Raw genomic sequence first — 22,589 nt, forward strand, 5'->3', positions numbered from 1 at the left:
AGCGAGCGTTCTGTGGGCACTTCTGCGTGACGGACGGGTCTTCACCTCCGCCCCGCCGGTCACGCAGGCGGCTTGACTTCGTCATTGAGACTCCTCTCGGTGTGCGTCACTGTGTGGTCGCGCAACGATCGGTAGTCACAGCTGGATACCCAACGGGAGTACGGTCCACCCAGGTTGGCGCGACAGCGGAAGCCCACGCCCGGGCCGAGGAACGTGTCGACGACCTTCCGGCCCGGCGGGCGGGATACGGGTCGGGCACGGGTGCCCGCCCCGGACGCGGCGGCGGGCCGGCCGGCGGGCATGCGGGTGACCGTCGGCGTACGGGGCGCAGGGGCGCGATCACCTCGAACCGGACACCCGAACCTGTCGTGCCCGCTTCCCTCGTCGTACCGCCTGTGTACACAGCACTGACGTGCGGAACCGAACCGATGTGACGGCTCCGGGTCGCCGACATGGCCGGATCGGCCGCCGGAACGACCGGATCCGAGGGCCGGACAGGGGCGGGATCCGGGCCGTACCCGGACCGGATCGGGTGGGTGGAACGAAAAAAGGGAGGTCGGAGCGGAAAATGGAGTGGATCTTGCTCCGGATGGCGTAAGGTTGTGTTCACCGACGCGGGGTGGAGCAGCTCGGTAGCTCGCTGGGCTCATAACCCAGAGGTCGCAGGTTCAAATCCTGTCCCCGCTACTGAAGACGACGGCCCGGCAATCGAAATGTTCGATTGCCGGGCCGTCGCCGTTTCCCGGCCGCTCTGACCTCGGGGTCTGTGCGGCCGGACGTGGGAAGTCGCCGCTCGCCGCAGGGGCGCGCAGCATGGGAGATGCATGGCGGCGGTCAGTGCGCCGTGGGCGAAAGCGGCAGGGAGAACACCTGTGGGGCGAGAGCAGAGCAGGAGGTACGTCGCGCCGTGGCTGGTGCGCCTTCTGCCCGCAGCGATGATCCTCGGCGGCGTGGTCTTCGACCTGCTGACGCCTCCCCGTTTCACCGCGGTGCCGCTCTACGCGGCGGCACCGCTCATCGCGGCGCCGATCGTCACATGGGGCATGACGCTGCTCATCGGTATCGCCGCCGTCCTGGCGACGAGCGGTATGCACGCCTACAACAACACCTACGCCCAGATCACCGCGGTCACCGAGACCAGCACGGTGTTCACCGTGGCGGCCTTCGCGCTGCTGATCAACGGGGTCGTGGTGCGGGGCAGCGCACGGCTGGCCTCGGCGCGGGTGATCGCGGAAGCGGCGCAGCGTGCCGTGCTGCCCACCCCGGCGGACCGGATCGCCGGACTGCACATCGCCGCGCGGTACGAGGCGGCTCAGGCGGACGCGTTCATCGGCGGTGACCTCTTCGCCGTACAGGACACTCCGCACGGGGTGCGGCTGATCGTCGGCGACGTGCGCGGCAAGGGCATGGGGGCGGTGGCGGTGGTCGCCGTGCTGATCGGGGCGTTCCGGGAGGCCGCCGAGCAGGAGGGCTCGCTGGAAGGCGTGGCGCAGCGGCTGGAGCGGGCGCTGAAACGTGAGGGCATGCGGCGCGAGGGGGCTGACGCCATGGAAGGGTTCACCACCGCCGTGCTCGGTGAGATCCCGCCCGGCGACCGGACGGGGGACGGGACCGTACGGCTGGTGAACCGCGGGCACCCCGACCCGCTCGTGCTGCACGCCGACGGCGCTCTGGATGTGCTTGAGCCGTCCGAGGCCGCACTGCCGCTGGGGATGGGCGACCTCGCAGCGTGGCCGGATCACGCGCAGGAGTATCCGCTGCCCGCCGGGTCGACGCTGCTGTTCTACACGGACGGCCTGTCCGAGGCCCGCGACGCCCGAGGCGTCTTCTACGACCCGGGTGAACGGCTCCGGGGCAGCATTTTTCCCGGTCCCGAGGCCCTGCTCGATGCGCTGGTCGGCGACGTGCGCCGGTACACGGGCGGCGGGTCGACCGACGACATGGCGCTCCTGGCGGTCGGCCGGCCTGGGGAAGGGCAGCCGGAACGGCGGCGAACGGTTCCGGTCGTGGCCTTCGAGGACGAGAGCGGGGCGCATCGGCGGGGGGCGACGGCGCGAGCGGGCGGTACGAGTCGGGGCCGCCGGCACGGCCGAACGGGGTGAGGGGTGGCCGCGCCGGTGGGCGGGCCGCTGGGTGGCCTGTGGCAGGTGCGCACGGCGCGCAGGACACCGGACGGAGGACACCCGCGAGCGCATCCGTACGGTGCGTAGTCGGAGCGTGTCACTCTGCATAACATTTGACGCAACGTCAGAAGCGGTAGTCGATTCGAGGATTGATCAAGTCGCCCGATTCCGCCTGCTTCTGTCCCGGTAAGTCCCGGCAGTGGTCCTTAATGATCACTGGGAACGGCTTGGAATCCGGCCCCGCCGTCTATTAACGTTCGATAACGCAGCGCGGTCGTCCCAGTCGTCGCAAGAGGCGGCACCGTGCGCACGCGCCGAATCCCGCAAGGGAACCGGGGAACCACCAATTGGGGTGAATCGGGCGCCTTTTGCCGCTCAGTCCGCGGCCGAAGACGCCTGTAGGAGACCTTCCTGCTCCGAACCCGTCAGCTAACCCGGTAGGCGAGAAGGAAGGAAAGGAGTACGCCTTCGTGGCGTCCAACATGCCTGCCCCCGAGGCCCCGTTCGCGCCCGCTCCCTTCGGCGGCGACGCCGCGGAGCGGACGTGGGAGGAATGGAATCCCACCGAGGAATCCATCCGTCCGGTGCGCGGCCGGCACCGCGTCGTCAAGCAGCGCGGCGGGCTCGCCCGCAGCTCCACCGTCCTCGGCGTCGGCGTCTTCGCCGCGGTCGGCGCCGGTGGCATAGCGACCGCCCAGGACAAGCCCCCGGTCTCCATCTCCCTCCCGGACTCGATCGCGGACAACCTCCCCGACGCCAAGTCCCTTCCGGGCGTGGGCTCCCTCCTCTCCGACGACGCCGACTCCGAGGGCTCCCCGGCCGACGCGGCGCCGCTCACCGCGATGAGCACCGGCGCCGGCGACGGGACGGCCACCGGCGAGCAGACCGCCGGCGAGGCGCTGCGCGCCCGCATCCTCCAGCAGGCCGAGCAGCAGCGGGCCGAGGCGGACGCCGAGGCGAAGGCCGCCGCCGAGAAGCTGGCCGCCGAGCAGGCCGCCGCCGCGGCGGCGAAGCAGCAGAGTGAGGCCGAGGCCGAGGCGGCCGAGGCGAAGCGGAAGGCCGAGGAGGCCGCGCGGGCCAAGGCGGAGGCGGAGCGCCTCGCCAAGCTCGCCGCGAGCTACGCGCTGCCCACCTCCTCGTACACGATCACCTCCACGTACGGCGAGGCCGGCTCCATGTGGTCCTCCGGCCAGCACACCGGGCTGGACTTCGCCGCTCCCACGGGCACCCCGGTCAAGGCCGTGCACGGCGGCACGGTCAAGTCGGCCGGCTGGTCGGGTTCGTACGGCTACCGCATCGTGCTGGAGCTGGAGGACGGCACCGAGGTCTGGTACGCGCACCTGTCGTCGATGACCGCGAGCGCGGGTCAGCAGGTCGCCACCGGCGAGACCATCGGCCGCGTCGGCGCGACCGGCAACGTGACCGGGCCGCACCTGCACCTGGAAGTGCACACCCCGGGCGGCTCCGGCCTCGACCCCATGGCCTGGCTGCGGGACAAGGGCCTCACGGTCTGAGCGACCGAGGGGCCGAGCGCCTGCGGGCAGAGCGAACGCAGGGCTGACAGGCGCGCGGTACGGAGCTTCCGTGCCGCGCGTCCCCATGTCTCCGCCGGCCCTGGCGCACACCCCCCCGACGCCAGGGCCGGCGGAACCGCGATGCCACGACGCCCAGGGCCGACGGAACCGCCATGCCCCGGCGACAGGGGGCACGGGGACGGAATAGCCCTGGCCGGATGGGCCGTTGATCGACTCATGACTTCTCTTCGCACGCTCGGTTCGTCCGACCTCGCCGTCTTCCCGCTGGCCCTCGGCGGCAACGTCTTCGGGTGGACCGCCGACCAGGACCGGGCCTTCGCCGTGCTCGACGCGTACGCCGCCGCCGGCGGCAACTTCGTCGACACCGCCGACAGCTACTCCTCCTGGGTAATGGGCAACGAGGGCGGCGAGTCCGAGACCGTGATCGGGAACTGGCTGGCCTCGCGCGGCAACCGCTCCGAGATCGTCGTCGCCACGAAGGTGGGTGCCCACCCGCAGTACAAGGGCCTGTCCCCGGTGACCATCAAGGCGGCGGCCGAGGAGTCCCTGCGCCGGCTCCGTACCGACCACATCGACCTCTACTACACGCACTTCGACGACCCGTCCGTCCCCGTCGAGGAGATCATCACGGCCCTCGACGGGCTGGTGAAGGACGGCAAGGTCCGCACGATCGGCGCCTCCAACCTGAGCGCCGAGCGCCTGCGGGCGTCGCTGGACTTCTCCGAGAGCGAGGGCCTGGCCCGGTACGTGGCACTGCAGCCGCACTACAACCTCGTCTCCCGCGACACCTACGAGGGCGAACTGCAGGACACGGCCGCGCGGGCCGGTCTGGCCGCTGTCCCCTACTACGCGCTCGCGTCCGGTTTCCTCACCGGCAAGTACCGTCCCGGCGCGAGGGTCGACAGCGCGCGGGCGCAGGGCGCGGGCAGGCACCTGGAGACGGCGCGCGGCCTGAAGGTGCTCGATGCGCTCGACCGGATCGCCGGGGCGCGGGGTGCCGAGGTCGCCACCGTCGCGCTCGCATGGCTCGCCGCGCGGCCGACCGTCGTCGCGCCGATCGCCTCCGCCCGTACGGTCGAACAGCTGCCGGCCCTGGTCGCGGTCGGCGAACTGGAGCTGACCGAGGAGGAGCTCGCCGAGCTGACGGCCGCGTCTGCAGAGGAGGGAGCGTCGGGCCAGGCGTGATGGTCGGGCGCGTGTGGTGGGTGGCGCAGGGGCAGGGGCGGGACGTCGGGCCAGGCGTGATGGTCGGGCGCGTGGGTGGCTGGCGCAGGGGCAGGGGCAGGGGCGGGACGTCGGGCCAGGCGTGATGGTCGGGCGCGTGTGGCGGGCGGCGCAGGAGGGGGCTCGGGCGCCGGCTTGGACGGGGCTCACAACGGACCCGGTCAGTGGCGGTACGGGTTGTGGCCGCCGTAGTCGCGGTGGGGTGGCGGCGCGATCACGCGGCCCGTCGCCCGCGCCGCGTACACGAGCGCGGGCGCGGCCACGTCCCTGCGACGCCACAGGTGGTGCAGCAGTTCCCGCTCGCGCTCCGCGAAGTCCGGGCCCGCCGCGCCGCGGTGTGCCCGGTGGCGGAGAAAGGCGAGCGACGTCGCGAACGACTCGTACTCGGACACCGCGTGGCCCGCGGCAGGTCCGTACGTACGGCGGGCGAAGTCGCGCGCCATCGTGCGGGCGCGCATCGAGGACAGCGCCCGCGGCTCGGCCGCCGCCAGCCAGCCCGCGGCCGCGTAGGCGGGCAGCTCGTGGGATATCGTGCGCAGCTCGCGCTGCCGGGTCCATATGGTCAGCCACGTCAGCAGCCCGAAGGCGGGCACCATGAAGGCCGCGTACACGCCGTAGAAACCCCACGGGCCCAACAGCGACGCGGAGCCGTTCCACAGGGCGTGCATGCCCATCGCGAGGGCCAGACCCAGCAACGGCAGCGCGATGCGCCGTAGTCGGTGGCGCTGCGCGGCCAGCGCGGCGAAGCCGAAACCGATGCCGGTGAGCACCGTGAACAGCGGGTGGGCGAACGGCGACATCACGATCCGCACGAAGAACGTCGCCGCGGTGACCGATGCAAAGCCGGAGGTGCCGAACGCCTGGTCCTCGCCGAAGGCGTTGCCGAGGTACAGGATGTTCTCCGTGAAGGCGAAGCCGGTCGCCGTGAAGCCAGCGACCACGACCCCGTCGACGAGGCCCGTGAAGTCCCGTCTGCGGAAGACGAAGAGCAGCAGGATCGCGGCCGCCTTTGCGCTCTCCTCGACGATCGGGGCTATCACCGTCGCGCCCAGGGTGTCGGCGGAGGCGGGATCGGCTGTGGCGGTGGCTATCCAGCGGGTCGCGAAGGAGTTCGCGATGATCGCGATCAGGGCGGCGGCGCACGCGCCCCAGGCGAACGCGAACAGCAGATTCCGCCACGGGCCCGGCTCGACCCGGTCCAGCCAGCGGAACGCCGCCAGCAGCAGCGGCACCGGCAGTGTCGCGAGGCCGAGGCCGACCAGGAAGCCCTGGGTGCCGGTCTGTTCCCGGACGAGCGCGAGGATCACCAACCCGCACAGCGCGAGCAGGGTGATCAGGACGCCCGCGCGGACCGCACGGCTGCGCCACAGCCGGGCGGCACGCAGCCGGTGACGACGCCGCACGGTGCTCTGCGGCATGCCGTCGATCGGCCCGGCTCCCTGCTCCTGCCGGCAAGCGGGCACCACCGGGTGCGGCGGGCGGCTCGCCGTGGGGTGCTGCGCGGACGACTCGGACACCCGTCGACCCTAACGAGAGGGACTGACACCTGGCGACGGTGCGCGGTACTTCGCGGTCGGCGGTTCTTCGCGGTCCGGCCGTACGCGGTGCGGCGGCGCGGCTCTGCACCGTCGCGCCGTCCCGCGCCGTGTTGCCCCGCGCCGCCCTTGGCCGTCAGGCCTGCGGCTGCGTCCGGCGGAACAGCAGGTCCTGGACCCGGTGGCCCTTGTCCAGGCCCTGGCCCTCGAAACGGGTCAGCGGACGGAAGGCGGGGCGGGGGGCGTAGCCGCCGTCCGGGACGGTGTTCTCGAAGTCCGGGTGCGCGGTGAGGACGTCGAGCATCTGCTCCGCGTACGGCTCCCAGTCGGTCGCGCAGTGCAGGATCGCGCCGGGCTTCATGCGCTGGGCGGCGAGGGTCAGGAACTCCGGCTGGATCAGCCGCCGTTTGTGGTGCCGCTTCTTCGGCCACGGGTCCGGGAAGTAGACGCGTATCCCGTCGAGCGAGCGGGGCGGCAGCATCTCGCGCAGCAGGATGATCGCGTCGCCGTTGGCGACCCGCACGTTGGTCAGGCCGTTGCGCTCGGCGAGGCCGAGGAGGTTGCCCTGGCCGGGGGTGTGCACGTCGACGGCGAGGATGCCGGTGTCCGGGTCGTCGGCGGCCATCTGCGCCGTGGCCTCGCCCATCCCGAACCCGATCTCCAGGACGACCGGCTGGCCGCCGAACATCTCGTCGAGGTCGAGCACCCGGTGTCCGTCGATGTCGAGGCCCCACACCGGCCACAGCCGCTGCAGCGCGTCGCCCTGCCCGGCCGTCACCCGGCTGCGGCGCGGCTGGAAACTGCGGATGCGCCGCTCGTGGTGCGAACCGGCCGGATCGGCGGCGGGCCCGCCGGGGAAGCGCGGCTCGCCCTTGGCACGGATCACCGGCCGGGTGGCGTCGTGGGTGGTGTTTCGAGACTCAGACACAATGCCTCGATTCTACGAGGCCGGGCGACGGGCCCTGCGGTCTCACTGCTCGCGGGCTTTGGGCCCTGCGGTCTCACTGTTCACGGGTCTGGCCGCCGCGGTATCACTGTTCACGGGCGACGGGCCCTGCGGTGTCACCGTTCGCCGGCTACCGGCCCTGCCTCGTCCCCGCTCCGGGCCACGTCCCGCGCGCCCGTCCGGTGCGCGCGGTCCGCCGCCAGGGCCTTGAGGGCACGGCGCGCCACCTCCCGGCCGATCGGCAGCGACGCCGTCGCCGCCGGGGACGGCGCGTTCAGCACATGGACCGTTCGCGGCGCCTCGCGGATCAGGAAGTCGTCGGCCAGCGTCCCGTCCCGCAGCACCGCCTGGGCCCGCACTCCCGCCGGGGCCGGACGCAGGTCGTCCTCCGTCACCGCCGGGAGCAGCCGGCGCACGGCCTCCGTGAACGCGCGCTTCGACAGGGAGCGGTGAAGTTCGCCCGCCCCGTAGCGCCAGTGGCGGCGGGCGATCCGCCACGAGCCCGGCCAGCGCAAGGTGTCCGCGAGCTCCAGGGGGTGCACGTCGGACCAGGTGTAGCCCTCGCGGGCCAGCGCGGGGACGGCGTTGGGACCGACGTGGACGCCGCCCTCGATGCCGCGGGTCAGATGTACGCCGAGGAACGGGAACGCCGGGTCCGGCACCGGATAGACCAAGCCGCGCACGAGATCGGGGCGGACCAGGTCGTAGTACTCGCCGCGGAAGGGGACGATCCGCATCCCTGGGTCGTCGCCCGCGAGCCGCGCCACCCGGTCGCAGTGAAGGCCCGCACAGTTCACCAGGGCCCGCGCCCGCACCACCGTCCCCGACGCCGTGCGCACCGCGATGCCCCAGGGTCGGCGGTCGATCTCGGTGACCTCCTCGCCGTACCGCACGTCCGCATCGGACGCGAGCGCGAGCTGTGCCGCCACCGCGCCGTAGTCGCACACGCCGGTCGTGCCCACGTGGATCGCCGCCAGGCCGTGAACCTCGGGCTCGTACTCGGCGATCTGCGCCGGGCCCAGCTCCCGCACCGGAATGCCGTTCTCCCGGCCGCGCTGGACGAGGGCGTGCAGCCGGGGCAGCTCGTCGCGGTCCGTGGCGACGATCAGCTTCCCCATGACCTGGTGGTCGATGCCGTATTCGGCGCAGAACTTGACCATCTCGGCCGCGCCGCGCACCGCGAAGCGGGCCTTGAGGGATCCAGGGCGGTAGTAGATCCCGCTGTGGATCACACCGCTGTTGCGCCCGGTCTGATGGCGGGCCGGGCCCCGCTCCTTCTCGAGGACCGTCACCTGCGTCCCCGGCGCCGAGCGCGTGAGGGCATACGCCGCCGACAGGCCGACGATCCCGCCGCCGACCACCAGCACGTCACAGTCGAAGCTCCGCCCGGACGCCGTCACCGCGTCACCTCCCACCCCGATAGTGCACTGGCCCACCGACCCTGTGCTTAAACCAGCGTCCGGCAAGGGACGCGCGTCACCCGCCCCGACGCCCGTCCCGCCGTCGAAGCCCCCGAGGACCCGCCGCCGAAGCCCCCGAGGACCCGCCGCCGAAGCACCCGATGAACCGGAAGGTGGCGCCCCCCGGTCCCGACAATCCCGCCCCGAGCCCCGACCGGTTCCGGCCGCCCCGCTACGCCGGTGCCGCGAGCAGCGGGCGGGCCCGCTCCCGCAGCTCCATCACCTGGGGCTCGTCCCCGTACGGCTCCAGGCGGTGCAGCAGGTCCCGTACGTACTCGGTGGTGCGCGCCGAGGAGATCCGGCCCGCCACCTCCACCGCCCGGGTGCCCGCCGCGCACGCCGCGTCCAGGTTCCCCGACTCCAGCTCGGCGACCGCCGAGACGACCAGGCGCAAGCCGTGCGACCGTACGAACTCCTCCGTCGGCCGCGACAGCGCCTGCTCGGTGAAGCGGCGCACCTGGCGGGGAGCCTTCAGGTCCCGGTAGCACTCGGCGGCGTCGGCGGCGAAGCGGTCGTAGGAGTAGAAGCCGAGCCACGACGGGTCCGGGTCGCCCTCACGGGAGCGCTCCAGCCAGCCCTCCGCGGCCCTCAGCGCCTGACCGGCCGCGGCAGCGTCGTTCGCCTTGGCGTGCGCACGGGCCTCCACCAGGCGGAAGAAGCTCCTGGTCCGGGCGGTGGCGAGGCCTCGGTTGCGTTCCAGCGCGGCCTGCGCAAGGTCGACGCCCTCGTCGGCGAAACCGCGATAGGTGGCCTGAAGCGACATCGACGCGAGCACATAGCCGCCCAGCGGCACGTCGGCCGCGGCGCGCGCGAGCCGCAGTGCCTGGATGTAGTAGCGCTGCGCCGCTTCCTGCTGGCCGGTGTCGAAGGCCATCCACCCGGCGAGCCGGGTCAGTTCGGCGGTGGCGCCGAACAGTGCGCGGCCCACCTCGTCCGAATAGGAACCGAGCAGCAGCGGGGCCGCGTCCACGCGCAGGCACTCCGGGACCATCGACGAACGCCAGTCCCCGCCCCCGTACTTGGAGTCCCAGCGGCGCGCGTCCTCCGCCGCCTCGCGCAGTTTGGCCACGTCGCTGTGGCCCACGCGCACGGGAGTGTCGGTGCCGTCCGGCGTTTCGGGGGCGACCGGTGCGGATACGCCGGCGGGGGCGGCCTGCGCGGCAGCCGCAGGGGCGCCGACGAGCCGCTCGACCGACGGGTCCGCGGGGGTTATCAGCCAGCGCGAGGCGGGGGTCGCGTAAGCGCTCACCGCGAACGAGCCGGCCAGCGACTGCCAGATGCCCCCGCCACCCGCCCGCCGGCCGGCGAGATCCAGGCGGTACAGCTCGGTGGCCGATTTCACCGCCTCGCCCACGTCCCGCGGGAAGGCCAGACCGACCTCGGGCGCCGGGTCGGCGTCCGCCAGACCTATCTCGTGCAGCGGCACGGGACGGCCCAGCTTGGCCCCGATGGCGGCGGCGATGAGATGAGGCGCGGAGCCCTGCGGCACCATGCCCTTGGACACCCACCGCGCCACCGACGTCTTGTCGTAGCGGAGGGTCAGACCGCGCTGCGCCCCGAGGTCGTTGACCCGCCGGGCGAGGCCGGCGTTGCTGATTCCCGCGAGGGCGAGAACGGTGCCGAGCTTTTCGTTCGGCCCGCGTTGCTCCCTGGACATGCGCCACCCCTCGACACACAGACAGCTGCCGTGACGCCTGCGGCGCACGGCATTCGTGCTGTGTCCTCCCGGTTCGCACACCGCCGCTCCCGAGTGGTCCCGGCTGCAAAAGCAGATGGCCGAGCCCTTCGGAATATGCGCTCCTGCCGAGGACAGCAGTAAACCCAGCGTAGTTCGCCACATCCCTACCGTTAAGAGGCGGTGTTCCGTATGGCGGGATTGTTGTGCGGGCGGAAGCGCGGCACCCGGCCGCCGTGCTACTGCCGTGTGGCCGTGCGCCCGTTCGTGCGCTCTGGCCGAGGAGATTCGCGGAGCGCTTCCATGAGTACCGCGTGGGTCGGCCCGCTGCGTACTGGAACCAGTGGGCTGGGGGACACTGCCGCCTCAATCCCCGCGGGCGGCGGGCCGGTCCGGGAGGCGAACTCCGCCTCCCGGGCTGGAGGTTGCGGCCAAAGCCGTCACTGAGAATGGCCGAATGCCGTCCGTGCCGGAGAGCCTCCCGAGCCGCCGTACGGCCCCGCGCGAGGCTTCCGGCGGCCTGCCGGCCGTCGGTAAACCGCCCATGCCAGGGGCGTGTTCACTTTTTGCGCGCGCTACCAGGGCCCACGCTTGCGCGCCTCCTTCGTGGCAGCATGTTCCCGAACGGCTTCGGGAAACGGTGGAGGCGGGGATGCGGTGGCTGGTGGGGTGGAGCAGTATCGCTGCGAACTTCGGCCCCGCAGGGGTCGTCGGAGGCCTCGACGGCCTCGACGACCTTGACGGCGACGAGGGACGCACCGTCCACCCTGTCGGAGCCCAACTGCTGTGGGGCGACCCCGATCCGCTCTGGGCGGTCGGCGACTGGCGGCCGGACGAGGTCCGGGTCGTCACGGCCGAACCGCCCGTGCGTTTTGTGCCCGGCGGGGGAGCGCATCCGCCCGCCGTCACCCGGCTCGCCGTCCTCGGCTGCTGCGCCGCCAGTGACGAACAGCTGCGCGTCGGGCTGTTCGCGGCGCGCGGCGGCGCACTGAGGCATCTGACCGCATGGGCCGGCAGCTACACCGTCGTCGTCCAGGCCGGGCGCCGCATCACCGTCGTGGGCGATCTGGCGGGCGCCCGGCCAGTCTTCTACACACCATGGGCCGGCGGCACCGCGTACGCCACCGCCGCGCTGCCCCTCGCCGACCTGATCGAGGCCCAGCTGGACATCGGCCATCTGGCCGCGCTGCTCGCCTGCCCCGAAACACCGGAGGCGCTGCGCGACTCGACCCCGTACGCGGGGGTCAAGCGCATCCCGCCTGGACACGCGCTGATCCTGCGGGAGGGCTCGCGGGAGATCACGGGGTATGAACCGGTGGCATCCCTGGCCGTCGCCGGGCCGCAGATCGACCCGGCGCAGGCGGTCGACGGGGTGCGGGACGCGCTGGTCGAAGCGGTACGGGCGAGGCTCACCGCCCCGCGGCATGCACCGGAGACCCTGCCGCCCGACCCGGGGCCCGTGCCCGGCATGGGGCCCGCCGAACGCCGTGCCGCGCGCGGGGCGCCCGCCCCCGGCATCGGCGCCGACCTGTCCGGAGGCAGCGCCTCCAGCACGCTGGCGCTGCTGGCCGCCGGGCTGCCCGGGGTTCCCGGCACCGTGCTCGGCCATGGGGCGGGCGCGGGCGAGCGGCTGCTCGCCGTGACTTTCAACGACCTGGTCACCAGCGGGCGCGAGGCGGGCGAACCGGAACTCGAACGCGCCCGCGCCATCGCCGCCAACCCCCGGCTGCACCACGTCGTCGTCGCGGCCGGAGAGGAATCCCTGCCGTACGCCGGGCTCGACTCGGGGCCGCTCACGGACGAGCCCGCGCCGTCCCTGGTCACCGCCGAACGGCACCGCAGTCGACTCGCCGCAGGCAGCGCCGACCACTTCACCGGAACAGGTGCACGGCAGGTGCTGGACGCGCATCCGGCGCGGCTCGCGGATCTGCTGATGGACCGGCGCCGGCGGCATCTGCTGCGGCCGGTCACCGCGCTGGCCCGGGCCGACGGGGCGTCGCCGCAGTCGCTGTTCGTGCCGCTCACGGTGTACCGGGCGGCGCGGCGCCTGGCCCGTACGCCCTACCGCGCCGGATTCGAGGCCGCTGCCGACCGACTGCTCGCCGCCAACCGCACGGGCGCTGTCGGCCTCAATGGCGCGGTGGGCGCCTCGCTCGCCGCCCTGAACTGGGCGCGGCCCGGGCCCGCGGCGCGCTGGCTGACCGGCGAGGCCCTCGCTGAAGTATCGGTTCGCCTGATCGAGGCGGCGACGCGGCCGACGTCCGTGCAGCGGCCCGGCGAGGCACGCGCCCGGGCGGCGCTCACCCGTCACGCGGCGGACCAGCGGATCCTGGAACAGGCCGCAGAGATCCGCAGCCAGCGGCTGCACGCCCCCTTCCTCGACAACCAGGTCGTACGCGCCAGCCGGGACCTGCCCGAGTCGCTGCGCGTCCAGCCGGGAGCCCGGGCGTCGGTGCTGCGCACGGTCCTCGCCGGAGCGGGTATCCACGATCTCCCGCCGGGCTGGGGCGCCACGACGCACGCCTCGCACACGGCGACGGCGGCGGCCAGGACCGGTCTGCGCGCCGCACTCCCGCACCTGATGGCCCTGTTCGACGCCCCGCTGCTCGCGGACGCGGGACTGGTCGAGGCCCGAGTCGTCCGCAAGGCGCTACGGGCCGCGTCGGAGGGCGAACCGGTCCCGCTGGACGGCCTGGCCGACCTGGTCTCCACCGAACTGTGGCTGCGTCGGCTCCTGTCCCGTCGCGGCACCTGCTGGACGGGCACGGCGGCCCCCCGCCGCCGCGCGGTGGCAGGCGGCGTCCCCAAACGCCGGACACTCCAGGCGTAGCGGCGGGGGCGGCCCGGGGGTCCGGTGTCACGACCGGGGGACGGCGCCCGGGGTGCCTCGCCCGGTCGGACCGGTCCCGCCGCCGCCCGTTCCCTGCCCGCGCCTAGCGGCAGGTGATTCGGGACTGTGCCCAGTCCGCCAGTGCTGCCGTGGCCGGCGGGTCCTCCGGTTCCACGACCAGGCGCAGGGTCTCGTGCCCGGCGAGCGGCACATGCACCGGCACGGCCGTGTCGCCGTGGCGGACCGCGGGCGAGCGCCAGAGCCGTACGCCGTCCCCGTACACCGAGAAGCGCACCGAACGCAGGCCCGGCATCAGGTCGTCGACGCCGACGAAGGCGTCATAGGCGGTGCATTCACGGTTGAGGTCGATGGTGACGGACGACCTGCCGTGCGCCGTCACCCCGTGCCCGTACTTCTCGCCGCCGATGGACATGCCCCAGCGCCGCCACATCCAACTGCTTTCGTTGTGCCGAATCTCGGGGCCGGTGTGGTCGCCGACGATGCCGTAGTCCAGGCGGTTGAGCTGGTAGACCTCGGGCGGTGACGGGGGAGGCGGCGTGGGCTTCGGGGTCGGGGTCTGGGTCGCGGTGGGCGTCTGCGTCGGCGCGGGGGAGGGTTTCGGCCCGGCGGGTGCCGGCTTCGGAGTCGGGGTCGGGGGCGTGCTGGGGGCAGGGGGCGGCGTCGGCTTCGGGCTGGGCTGCACCGGCGGAGCGGCGGGCGGGGGCGGCGTAGGCGGTTCCGGCTTCGGCCGAGGCGCGGGCGGCTCGGATGTGACGGGCTGAGCGACCGGGGGCTTGGCCACTGACGCCGGGGCGGGCGCGGGGTCGACCGCGAGCGTCCATACCAGCCCGGCGGTCGCGGCGACGGCCGCGGCCGTCGCGATCCCCGCCTTCGCGGGAACGCCGAGGCCCTCCGCCGCGGCTCCGGTGGCGGCTCCGCTCGACGCGCCTCCGGTGGCGGTCGCGGCGGCTCCGGCCCCGGCGGCGCCCGCGGCCACGCCGGCGGCGATCCCCGCCTTGAGGGAGTACCCGGCGGCGAGCCAGCCGATGACCGCGACCGGCAGCAGGGCCGGGATGCCCGCGTTCACATGGGCGAGCTCGCCGGCGGCCAAACGGCACTTGATGCACTCGTCCAGGTGCTTGCGCAGGCCGCGCTCCGCCCGCATCCGCAGCCCGCCACGGGCGTACGCACCGAGCCGGTCGGCGTACCGGGCGCAGTCGCCGCCCGCGGTGAGCGTCGTGCTCACATGGGCCTGGAGATACGCCTGCTTGAGGCCTTCCCTGGCCCGGTTGGCCAGTACCGCCGTCGCGTTGGCGGTCAGGCCGAACAGCGGAGCGACCTCGCTCGGCGACTCCTCCTCCACGGTCGTGTGCCACAGCACCGCCTGCCAGCGCTCCGGCAGGGACCGGAAGGCCTGCATGGCGAGCGACTGCTCGGCCTCGTGCATGGCGCGCACGTCCGCCCCCAGGTCGAGGGTGCCGGCGCTCGCCGCGTCCGTGGCCCGGCAGGCCTCCGCGACGAACACCGCGAAGTCGTCGACCAGTTGCTCCCGTTTCGCCGACTTCGTCCAGGCAGCCGCGACCCGGCGGACAGTCGTGAGCAGGTACGCACGCACCGCATGCTCCGGCCCCGCACCGCCGCGTACCGCCTGGAGCGTCCGCGCGAAGACCTCCGCCGTCAGATCGTCCGCGGTGTCCGCGTCGCGGCAGCACGTGCGCGCGTACCTCCGGACGGCGTCGGAATGGCGCCGGAACAGCTCCTCATAGGCGCTGTCGTCGCCGTCCCGCATGTGCCGGATCAACTCGGCGTCCGACAGCGGCAGCTCGCGCGCCGGCGGCAGCATGGAGCCAAGTCTGCCGTTGCGCTGCCGCGGAACGGCGTGCTCCACCGTGCCCGCGTCCGCCGGATCCGGCTCACGCACCGCGCCCGCTTCGGCCGCTCCGCCGACAGCGGGGCGGCGCGCCGCCCGCGACGCGCCGCCCCGCCCGCCCTGGCTGGGCACGTGCTGCGACGGCCCGGCTGTCCCGGAGCCGCGGGTATCGCCGAGTGACTCGTCCTGATGGTCACCGCTCATCGCGGAAGCCCCCGTAAGCACTTCAGACCCGAATGACCGGGCAAGCGTGCCACAGGGCGGCTGTAAGCCGAACCCTCGCGCACCGCAGCCACTCGTCCCGGGACTCTCCGGAACCCTGCGCCGCCGGTCGTCCGAAAGGGGCAGGATCCACCGGCCGTACGGACATGGCCGGTAGACGACGGTGTGCCGTTGCGCATGAGCCCCGTGCAGGCGCGCGCGTCCCCGCGCGGAAGGTCACGCGGACCGCGGCCGCAAGCCCTCCAGCAGGATGTCCAGCAGCCTCGCCGAGGCGGCCGCCTGCTGTGCGGCATCGGGCAGCGATGGCGCCGCCGTGGCGATGACCAGCAGTACATCGGCCACGGTCACGTCACCGCGCAGCTCACCCGCGGCCCGCGCCCGCTCGACGAGCTGCCCCACGACCTCCAGCAGGTCCGCAGCGCCCGCGTCGTCCTGCTCCTCGGCCGGTATCGCGCGCGGCCCGACCACACGCAGCCCGGACGGTGCGCCCGCCCGCTGCTGCGGCACCCGCAGCTCTTCCCGTACGTCACCGGACAGGTCGTCGACGCCGTCACCCGCCGTCTCCTCGCCGTCCACCCGGACCCGCAGTACCTGCGGCGGAAGCAACCGCCCCGCACCGGAGGCCACCGAGGTGCGCAGGAACCGGGAGAGCGCCGACCACGGCTCCTCCTCCTGTCCGAGCGCCGTCCGCGCCTGGTCGGTCAGCCTGGAGATCTCCTCGGCGGCTATGCGCCGCACCAGCACGTCCTTGCTGGGGAAACGGCGGTACACCGTGCCCACGCCGACGCGGGCGCGGCGCGCCACGTCCTCCATCGGCGCGCCGTACCCCAGCTCGCCGAACACTTCGCGCGCAGCGCGCAGTACATGCTCGAGATTCCGCTGCGCGTCCACGCGCAGCGGAGCCGAACGGCCCGTCCCGAGCGGACCCGCCGGTCCGCTTCCCTGGCTGTCGGCCATCGATGCCGGCGCGACAGCGGTCTGCCAATGCGAATCCTGGATGTGCATAAGCGTTCCCCCGGTCATGTCGTCTCCCCCCGGAGACATCCCCGCCCTGGTCTGCCGGGCGCGCCGTGATCCGGCACCCCGACCGCCTACGAACATAGTTGAGCCGGGGTCAATTCAGAAGGGGGTACTTCGCACAGAGCGCCCCCCGATCGGAGCAAGGCCCGGAAGGATCCCTATTCCACCCCCGGCTGCCTCCCATCGCGTCCGCCTGACCTGCGCACCTTCCGTTATGCCCGCAACTGTGCGGAGGCAGGGCCGGCGACGCCTTCCGGTCACACAATTCGCCGGGCCTGTGGACAAACGACCGAGGCCGTTGCGTCATGGGATGGTGAAGGCTGCAAACACCCGGGGCTCGACCTCCGGCACCTCGCCGCGCACGCGCGTTCTCGTCGTCGGCGGAGGCTACGTCGGGATGTACACCGCGCTTCGCCTCCAGCGGAAGCTGAAGCCCGAGCTCGACCGCGGTGACGTGGACATCGTGGTGGTCGCTCCCGACCCCTATATGACGTATCAGCCGTTCCTGCCGGAGGCCGCGGCCGGTTCCATCTCCCCCCGCCATGTGGTGGTCCCCCTCCGCCGGGTCCTCGGCAGATGCACCATCGTCATCGGGGAGGCCAAGTCCGTCGACCACGCCAAGCGCACGGCGACCGTCACCACCCTCGCCACCGAGGAGGAGGGCACCGGCGCGGTCGAGATCACGTACGACGAGCTGGTCATCGCCCCCGGCTCGATCTCCCGCACCCTTCCCGTCCCCGGCCTCGCCGACCACGGCATCGGTTTCAAGACCGTCGAGGAAGCCATCGGCCTGCGCAACCACGTCATCGAGCAGATGGACATCGCGTCCTCCACCCGCGATCCGGCGATCCGAGACGCGGCCCTCACCTTCGTCTTCGTCGGCGGCGGCTACGCGGGTGTCGAGGCGCTCGCCGAGCTGGAGGACATGGCCCGCTACACCTCGCGCTATTACCACAACGTCAAACCCGAGGACATGAGATGGATCCTCGTGGAGGCGGCCGGACGCATCCTGCCCGAGGTCGGCGAGGAGATGGGCCGTTACGCCATCCGCGAGCTGCGCGCCCGCAACATCGACGTACGGCTCGACACCCGGCTCGAGTCGTGCGAGGACCGCGTCGCCGTGCTCAGCGACGGCTCTCGCTTCCCGACCCGGACCGTCGTCTGGACGGCCGGTGTCAAACCGGCGCCCCTGCTCGCCGCCACCGATCTCCCGCGCGACGACCGCGGCCGACTCGTCTGCACCGCGCACCTCACCGTCGACGGCGTCGCCCACGCCTGGGCGGCGGGTGACGCGGCGGCCGTCCCGGACGTCACCTCCGACAAGCCCGGTGCAGAATGTGCCCCCAACGCGCAGCACGCCGTGCGCCAGACCAAGGTCCTCGCCGAGAACATCGTGGCCGCGCTGCGCGGGCAGCCTCTGCACGAGTACGCCCACACATACGCCGGTTCGGTCGCCTCCCTCGGACTGCACAAGGGCGTCGCCCATATCTACGGCCGCAAGCTCAAGGGCTATCCGGCCTGGCTGATGCACCGCACGTACCACCTCAGCCGGATCCCGACCTTCAACCGCAAGGCCCGGGTGCTCGCCGAATGGACCCTCGCCGGACTCTTCAAGCGTGAGATCGTCTCTCTCGGCTCCCTGGAGCACCCCCGCGCCGAGTTCGAAATCGCCGCGGGCGGCAGACGCAACGGCAACAACAAGGACAGCGGCCCTCCACGAACCGCCGCCGAGGAGTCGGCGGACAGCTCCCCCGACGGCCCGTCGGGCACCTGACACCGCCGTCGGGAGCTGGGCGAAAAGGACTGTCAGTCCGGTCGGCCACACTGGACGTGTGACCATAGGTGGGCTCACACCTGCACAGAGTGACCCTTGGCGACGACCCCCATTGAGGCTAGAAAGTCAGTGAACTTCACGCGCTGGAGCCCCAGGCTCCCCGGTACGCAGCGTCGCGCCGCAGCACGGAGGACCGACCAAGGGCTCTCGCCGGTGCAGCGGGGCGAGGGCTCCGTGCCCGCGGCCCGCGGTGAGTCCGGCGGGTCGCCGGAGCCTCCTGCCGCCGTTCCGGCACTGGAGGACTTCTCCGTGCCGGAGATCCTCGGCCGTCTCCCCGCCCTGGTCGCCCTGGTGTACGGCCCCGAGCACCGCATCGCGTACGTCAACGAGGCCTATGCCGCCGCCTTCGGTCACCGCACCCCCGGCACCACAGCCGCCGACAGCTGTCCCGAGCTCGCCGAGCTGGGCCTGCTTCCCCTCATGGACCAGGTGCTGCGCAGCGGTAAGCCGCGTACGGTCAAGTCCCGCAAGATCCACGGCGGAGGGTCGTACACGGTCACCTGCCTGCCCGCCGAGCGGACCGACGGCGCCGAGGAGACCGAGGGCGTCCTCGTCTTCGCGGCCGACGTCACCGACCACGCCGAGGCCGCCGAGCGGCTGCGCGCCAGCGAGCGGCGGCACCGCGAGACCGCCGTGACCCTTCAGCGTTCGCTGCTGCCGCAGGAGTTGGAGCAGCCCGACGACCTGCGGTTCGCCGCCACCTACCAGCCGGGCGGTACGGACGCGGCGGTCGGCGGCGACTGGTACGACGTGATCACGCTCGGCGCCGGCCGCACGGCCCTGGTCATCGGCGACGTCATGGGCCGCGGCGTCCGCGCGGCCGCGGTGATGGGCCAGCTGCGCACCGCCGTACGGGCCTACGCCCGTCTGGACCTGCCGCCCCACGAGGTGCTCCAGCTGCTCGACGGGCTCGCCGCCGAGATCGATCCCAGCCAGATCGCCACCTGCGTGTACGCGGTCCACGACCCCAACGAGGGCCGTCTGGTGTACGCGTCGGCCGGGCACCTGCCGATCCTGGTGCGCGACGAGGACGGCACGGTCCGCCGTGCCGAGGAACCCACGGGCCCGCCGCTCGGCACCGGTGGCTATCTGCACACCTCGGGCTCGATCGACCTCCCGCCCGGCGCCACCGCCGTCCTCTACACGGACGGACTGGTGGAGCGCCGGCGCGAGGACATCGACGAGGGCGTGGCCGCGCTGGAGCGCGCGCTGTCCGGGGCGACCGGCGCTCCACAGGTGGTCTGCGACCGGCTGATCCGCTCCCTCGGGGTGACCGCCGAGCACGACGACGACGTCGCCGTCCTCGTCCTCCAGCACCCGTCCCGCGAGGGCACCGAGGCCGAGCTCTTCCACAACGCCGCGCTGGACCTCCTCGGCGGCATCGAGGCGGCGCCCCGCGCGCGTGCCTTCGCGTCGGGCGTGCTGGCCTCCTGGCGCTTCTCGCCCGAACTGCACGATCTCGGGGTCCTGGCCGTCAGCGAGCTCGTCGCCAACTCCCTGCAGCACGGCTCCCCGCCCATGCGCCTGCGGCTCCGCCGCACGGATCGCCGACTGATCGTGGAGGTGACGGACGGCGACGAGCACCTGCCGCGCCGGCGCCGGGCGGAGTCGGAGGACGAGGCGGGCCGCGGGATCTCGATCATCGCGACGATCGCCTCGTCGTGGGGAAGCAGGCGCACGCCGGGCGGGGGCAAGGCCGTCTGGTGCGAGTTCGCCCTGCCCTGATCCGCCCGGCAGCGGCGAGGGCCTGCCCGGCGGATCGTGGCTTGGGCTCCGACTGGGCCCATGCTGTGTTGCCGGAGTGCCTGAACGGCTCCGCTATGAGGGCACCCCGGCGCCTGGCGATGCTGCCCCTCGGCCCTGACGGCCTGGGGAGGCCCATCCCTCTCCTCCCCGGGCGGGCTTGGGGAGAGCTCATGCACCAGGTGCCGCGGTCCGTCCGGCCCCTGATCCGCCGGACCCGCTAGTGGGCGGGGGCGACGGCGTCCTCGGGCTTGTGCACGCTCACCACACGGGACCTCGTCGCGAGCGACGGCCGGTCCTGCACCGGGGTGAGCCGTTTGCCCAACCCCAGCGCCAGCACCGTGATGCCGAGCGAGAACAGCACGAACGTCACGATGTACGGTCCGTGCAGGGCGGCGCCCATGGGCCCGCCGACGGCCGGACCGATCGCCAGGGCGAGCTGCTTGACCAGTGCGAAGGCGGAGTTGTACTGCCCGACCATCGAATCCGGCGCGAGGTCGGCGACCAGCGGGGCGACCGTCGGCGAGAGCATGGCCTCGCCGAGTCCGAACAGGGCGTAGGTCGAGATGAACGCCGCCGTGGCCATGGCCTGGCTGCCGTGGCCGAGCCCCGCGTATCCCGCGGCCGTCCAGGCGACGGCCCAGATCAGCCCCACCGAGGCGATGACCCGGCTGCGGCTGCGGCGCTCGACGAACCTCAGCACCAGGAACTGGGCGGCCACGATCACGGCGGTGTTCGCGGCGAGTGCGGTGCCGAGGGTGGCGGGCTCGATCCCGGCAGCCTCGGTGCCGTACGCGGCGAGCCCCGACTCGAACTGCCCGTAGCAGGCGAAGAAGAGGACGAAGCCCAGTACGAGGAGCTGCACCATGGCCCGGTGCCCGAGCAGCGCGCGCACACCGCCCCTGGCCTTCGCCTCCGTGTCGGCGGGCCGGGCACCGCGCAGCGACGGTGACTCCGGCAGCCGTACCGTGAGCGCGATTCCCGCGAGCACGAGGAACATGGCGGCCTCGATGCCGAACAGCAGGGTGAAGCTGGCGGGCCGGCTCGGGTCGACGATGTGCCCGCCGATAAGGCCGCCGATGCCGAGACCCAGGTTCTGCAGGAAGAACTGCATGGCGAAGGCGCGGGTGCGCGTCGTGGTCTCCGAGCACCAGACGATCATGGTGGCGAGCGCGGGCTGCATGACCGCGGTACCGGCACCGAGCAGGGCCGCTGAGGAGACGACGGCAGCGACGCTGTCCGACAGCCCCATGCCCGCCGCCCCGACGGATGCCAGGACCGCGGCACCCACCAGGACGGGCAGCGGCCCGCGCCGGTCGATGACCCGTCCGGTGAACGGCAGGGCGACGAGCGCGGCCATCGCGAACACGGTGAGCACCACGCCCGCCGTCGTCGCACCCAGATCCCGCACCTGCGCCACATAGACGTAGAGGTACGGGACGGTGAAACCGAGCCCGAACGCGCTCAACGCGTTCCCCGCCTGGATCCGGCGCATCGCTGCGCCCTTCGCCTTGGTCACGCTCACCCACTTAGGTCTTGGAGGTCCTGCAGGACCTGGAGGACTGAAGTTTGAAGACTTCAATACTAAAGTTAGAACGTCAACAATACACAGTGAAGGACTTCAAGGCCAACGAGCACCGTGCGATACTTCGCCGCATGCCTACTGAGACCCCCGCGGGCCCCGTCTCCGGACCGCAGGAGCCGACCCTCGACGAGCAGATCGCCGCCTACCAGCGCGAATTCGGCGACCTGGACCCCCAAGTGGAGAAGGTGGTCTCCGCACTGGGCCGGCTCAACCGACGGATGAACGTCGCCTACGGCCGCCAGCTCGCGGACCTCGGCATCAGCAACGCCGAGTGGGAGGTCCTCAAGACCCTGGTCCTCTCGGGCTCTCCCTACCGCCTCGGCCCGGGAGAGCTCGCCAAGCGCCTCGGCCTGACGCCGGCCGCGATGACCCACCGCATCGACCGCATGGCGGGCGATGGCCTGGTGACCCGCGACCGGGACGAGAACAACCGTGTACGTGTGATCGTCGAGCTGACGGACGAGGGCCGTACGAAGTGGCTCGAGGCGATGCGCATGGCGACCGCCTTCGAGGAGGACCTGCTTCAGGACCTCGCCGGCGACGAACGCGCGAGCCTGGGCGAGCTGCTGATCCGCGTCCTGCGCAGGGTGGAGCACGACCAGCCGGACGCCGGCGGTCGCCTCACCGACCTGGACTAGGCCGGCACCCGGAGGGGCGTCAGGGGGCGGGTTGACACGGCCTCCGCCGATCCGTAAGGTTCTTCGAGTTGTCACGGGGCCGGAACGGTTCTTCGACAGCCATCCCCGCCGCTGATGCGGCAACCAAACTCAGTACGATCTTCCCCCCGGGAAGAATTTCGGCATGCCGAAATTCATTTCGAAGACTCGATTATGAGTCGCTCGGGAAATCCGCTAGAGTTTTGGACGTCGGAACGGCCCAACGGCCGGGAAGACAACTCCCGCTGACCGGGAATCAGGCCCGAAAGGATCTGATAGAGTCGGAGCCGCTGGAAAGGGAAGCGCGAAAGCGAAGAACTGGAAAGCACCG

Annotated in this window: 14 protein-coding genes, 1 tRNA gene and 1 riboswitch; of the genes, 8 read left to right on the forward strand and 7 right to left on the reverse strand. The window is 72.7% G+C overall.

Annotated features, from left to right (window positions below):
• Positions 1-613 precede the first annotated feature (613 nt).
• From ACH5AF_RS34715 to ACH5AF_RS34730, 4 genes are all read left to right on the forward strand, one after another.
• Positions 614-687 (forward strand) — tRNA-Met (locus ACH5AF_RS34715).
• Positions 688-824: 137 nt separating this feature from the next.
• On the forward strand, positions 825-2,102 hold the full coding sequence (locus ACH5AF_RS34720) for a PP2C family protein-serine/threonine phosphatase (RefSeq protein ID WP_398907470.1): 1,278 nt from the start codon (positions 825-827) through the stop codon (positions 2,100-2,102).
• Between the two features lie 323 nt (positions 2,103-2,425).
• Positions 2,426-2,582: riboswitch (cyclic di-AMP (ydaO/yuaA leader) on the forward strand.
• Between the two features lie 11 nt (positions 2,583-2,593).
• Positions 2,594-3,637, forward strand: coding sequence for a M23 family metallopeptidase (locus ACH5AF_RS34725; protein WP_398907472.1), 1,044 nt, complete (start codon positions 2,594-2,596; stop codon positions 3,635-3,637).
• A gap of 237 nt (positions 3,638-3,874) precedes the next feature.
• Positions 3,875-4,843, forward strand: a complete 969-nt coding sequence (locus ACH5AF_RS34730) for an aldo/keto reductase (RefSeq protein ID WP_398907473.1) — start codon at positions 3,875-3,877, stop codon at positions 4,841-4,843.
• A 200-nt stretch (positions 4,844-5,043) separates the two neighbouring features.
• Here the strand turns inward: ACH5AF_RS34730 and ACH5AF_RS34735 are convergent, their stop codons facing one another.
• From ACH5AF_RS34735 to ACH5AF_RS34750, 4 genes are all read right to left on the reverse strand, one after another.
• On the reverse strand, positions 5,044-6,399 hold the full coding sequence (locus ACH5AF_RS34735) for a PrsW family intramembrane metalloprotease (protein ID WP_398907474.1): 1,356 nt from the start codon (positions 6,397-6,399) through the stop codon (positions 5,044-5,046).
• 154 nt (positions 6,400-6,553) lie between these two features.
• Positions 6,554-7,345, reverse strand: a complete 792-nt coding sequence (gene trmB / locus ACH5AF_RS34740) for a tRNA (guanosine(46)-N7)-methyltransferase TrmB (protein WP_398907476.1) — start codon at positions 7,343-7,345, stop codon at positions 6,554-6,556.
• 134 nt (positions 7,346-7,479) lie between these two features.
• On the reverse strand, positions 7,480-8,763 hold the full coding sequence (lhgO, locus tag ACH5AF_RS34745; protein WP_398907477.1) for an L-2-hydroxyglutarate oxidase: 1,284 nt from the start codon (positions 8,761-8,763) through the stop codon (positions 7,480-7,482).
• 232 nt (positions 8,764-8,995) lie between these two features.
• Positions 8,996-10,480, reverse strand: coding sequence for an MFS transporter (locus ACH5AF_RS34750; protein WP_398907479.1), 1,485 nt, complete (start codon positions 10,478-10,480; stop codon positions 8,996-8,998).
• A 670-nt stretch (positions 10,481-11,150) separates the two neighbouring features.
• On the opposite strand from ACH5AF_RS34750, the gene ACH5AF_RS34755 reads away from it, so the two are divergent.
• Positions 11,151-13,328 carry an asparagine synthase-related protein gene (locus ACH5AF_RS34755; protein WP_398907481.1) on the forward strand — a complete coding sequence of 726 codons (2,178 nt, stop codon included), beginning with the start codon at positions 11,151-11,153 and terminating at the stop codon, positions 13,326-13,328.
• 103 nt (positions 13,329-13,431) lie between these two features.
• On the opposite strand, the gene ACH5AF_RS34760 is transcribed toward ACH5AF_RS34755, so the two are convergent.
• Entirely contained in the window at positions 13,432-15,402 is a 1,971-nt protein-coding gene (locus tag ACH5AF_RS34760) for a sigma-70 family RNA polymerase sigma factor (protein WP_398907483.1), read from the reverse strand.
• Positions 15,403-15,636: 234 nt separating this feature from the next.
• A complete protein-coding gene (locus ACH5AF_RS34765; RefSeq protein ID WP_398907488.1) occupies positions 15,637-16,425 on the reverse strand; it encodes a TetR/AcrR family transcriptional regulator in 789 nt (262 codons plus the stop codon).
• Positions 16,426-16,750: 325 nt separating this feature from the next.
• Between ACH5AF_RS34765 and ACH5AF_RS34770 the strand changes: the two genes are divergently transcribed.
• Entirely contained in the window at positions 16,751-18,214 is a 1,464-nt protein-coding gene (locus tag ACH5AF_RS34770; RefSeq protein WP_398907484.1) for an NAD(P)/FAD-dependent oxidoreductase, read from the forward strand.
• A gap of 129 nt (positions 18,215-18,343) precedes the next feature.
• Positions 18,344-19,999 (forward strand): SpoIIE family protein phosphatase, encoded by a 1,656-nt coding sequence (locus tag ACH5AF_RS34775; RefSeq protein ID WP_398907485.1) that lies wholly within the window; start codon positions 18,344-18,346, stop codon positions 19,997-19,999.
• A gap of 238 nt (positions 20,000-20,237) precedes the next feature.
• Here the strand turns inward: ACH5AF_RS34775 and ACH5AF_RS34780 are convergent, their stop codons facing one another.
• The gene (locus ACH5AF_RS34780; protein ID WP_398907490.1) at positions 20,238-21,512 is read right to left on the reverse strand and encodes an MFS transporter; all 1,275 of its coding nucleotides are present in this window, start codon (positions 21,510-21,512) and stop codon (positions 20,238-20,240) included.
• A 161-nt stretch (positions 21,513-21,673) separates the two neighbouring features.
• Between ACH5AF_RS34780 and ACH5AF_RS34785 the strand changes: the two genes are divergently transcribed.
• The gene (locus ACH5AF_RS34785) at positions 21,674-22,240 is read left to right on the forward strand and encodes a MarR family winged helix-turn-helix transcriptional regulator (protein ID WP_398907486.1); all 567 of its coding nucleotides are present in this window, start codon (positions 21,674-21,676) and stop codon (positions 22,238-22,240) included.
• Positions 22,241-22,589: the final 349 nt, after the last annotated feature.

Source organism: Streptomyces sp. NPDC018833 (genome assembly GCF_044390825.1).
Taxonomy (GTDB): domain Bacteria; phylum Actinomycetota; class Actinomycetes; order Streptomycetales; family Streptomycetaceae; genus Streptomyces.

What these genes read in the sequence shown, in the direction of transcription:
- ACH5AF_RS34730 (WP_398907473.1), top strand. Translation starts at nt 3,875, where the DNA reads ATGACTTCTCTTCGCACGCTCGGTTCGTCCGACCTCGCCGTCTTCCCG.
- ACH5AF_RS34750 (WP_398907479.1), bottom strand. Translation starts at nt 10,480, where the DNA reads ATGTCCAGGGAGCAACGCGGGCCGAACGAAAAGCTCGGCACCGTTCTC.
- ACH5AF_RS34785 (WP_398907486.1), top strand. Translation starts at nt 21,674, where the DNA reads ATGCCTACTGAGACCCCCGCGGGCCCCGTCTCCGGACCGCAGGAGCCG.
- ACH5AF_RS34760 (WP_398907483.1), bottom strand. Translation starts at nt 15,402, where the DNA reads ATGAGCGGTGACCATCAGGACGAGTCACTCGGCGATACCCGCGGCTCC.
- ACH5AF_RS34770 (WP_398907484.1), top strand. Translation starts at nt 16,751, where the DNA reads ATGGTGAAGGCTGCAAACACCCGGGGCTCGACCTCCGGCACCTCGCCG.
- ACH5AF_RS34765 (WP_398907488.1), bottom strand. Translation starts at nt 16,425, where the DNA reads ATGCACATCCAGGATTCGCATTGGCAGACCGCTGTCGCGCCGGCATCG.
- ACH5AF_RS34720 (WP_398907470.1), top strand. Translation starts at nt 825, where the DNA reads ATGGCGGCGGTCAGTGCGCCGTGGGCGAAAGCGGCAGGGAGAACACCT.
- ACH5AF_RS34755 (WP_398907481.1), top strand. Translation starts at nt 11,151, where the DNA reads ATGCGGTGGCTGGTGGGGTGGAGCAGTATCGCTGCGAACTTCGGCCCC.
- ACH5AF_RS34780 (WP_398907490.1), bottom strand. Translation starts at nt 21,512, where the DNA reads ATGCGCCGGATCCAGGCGGGGAACGCGTTGAGCGCGTTCGGGCTCGGT.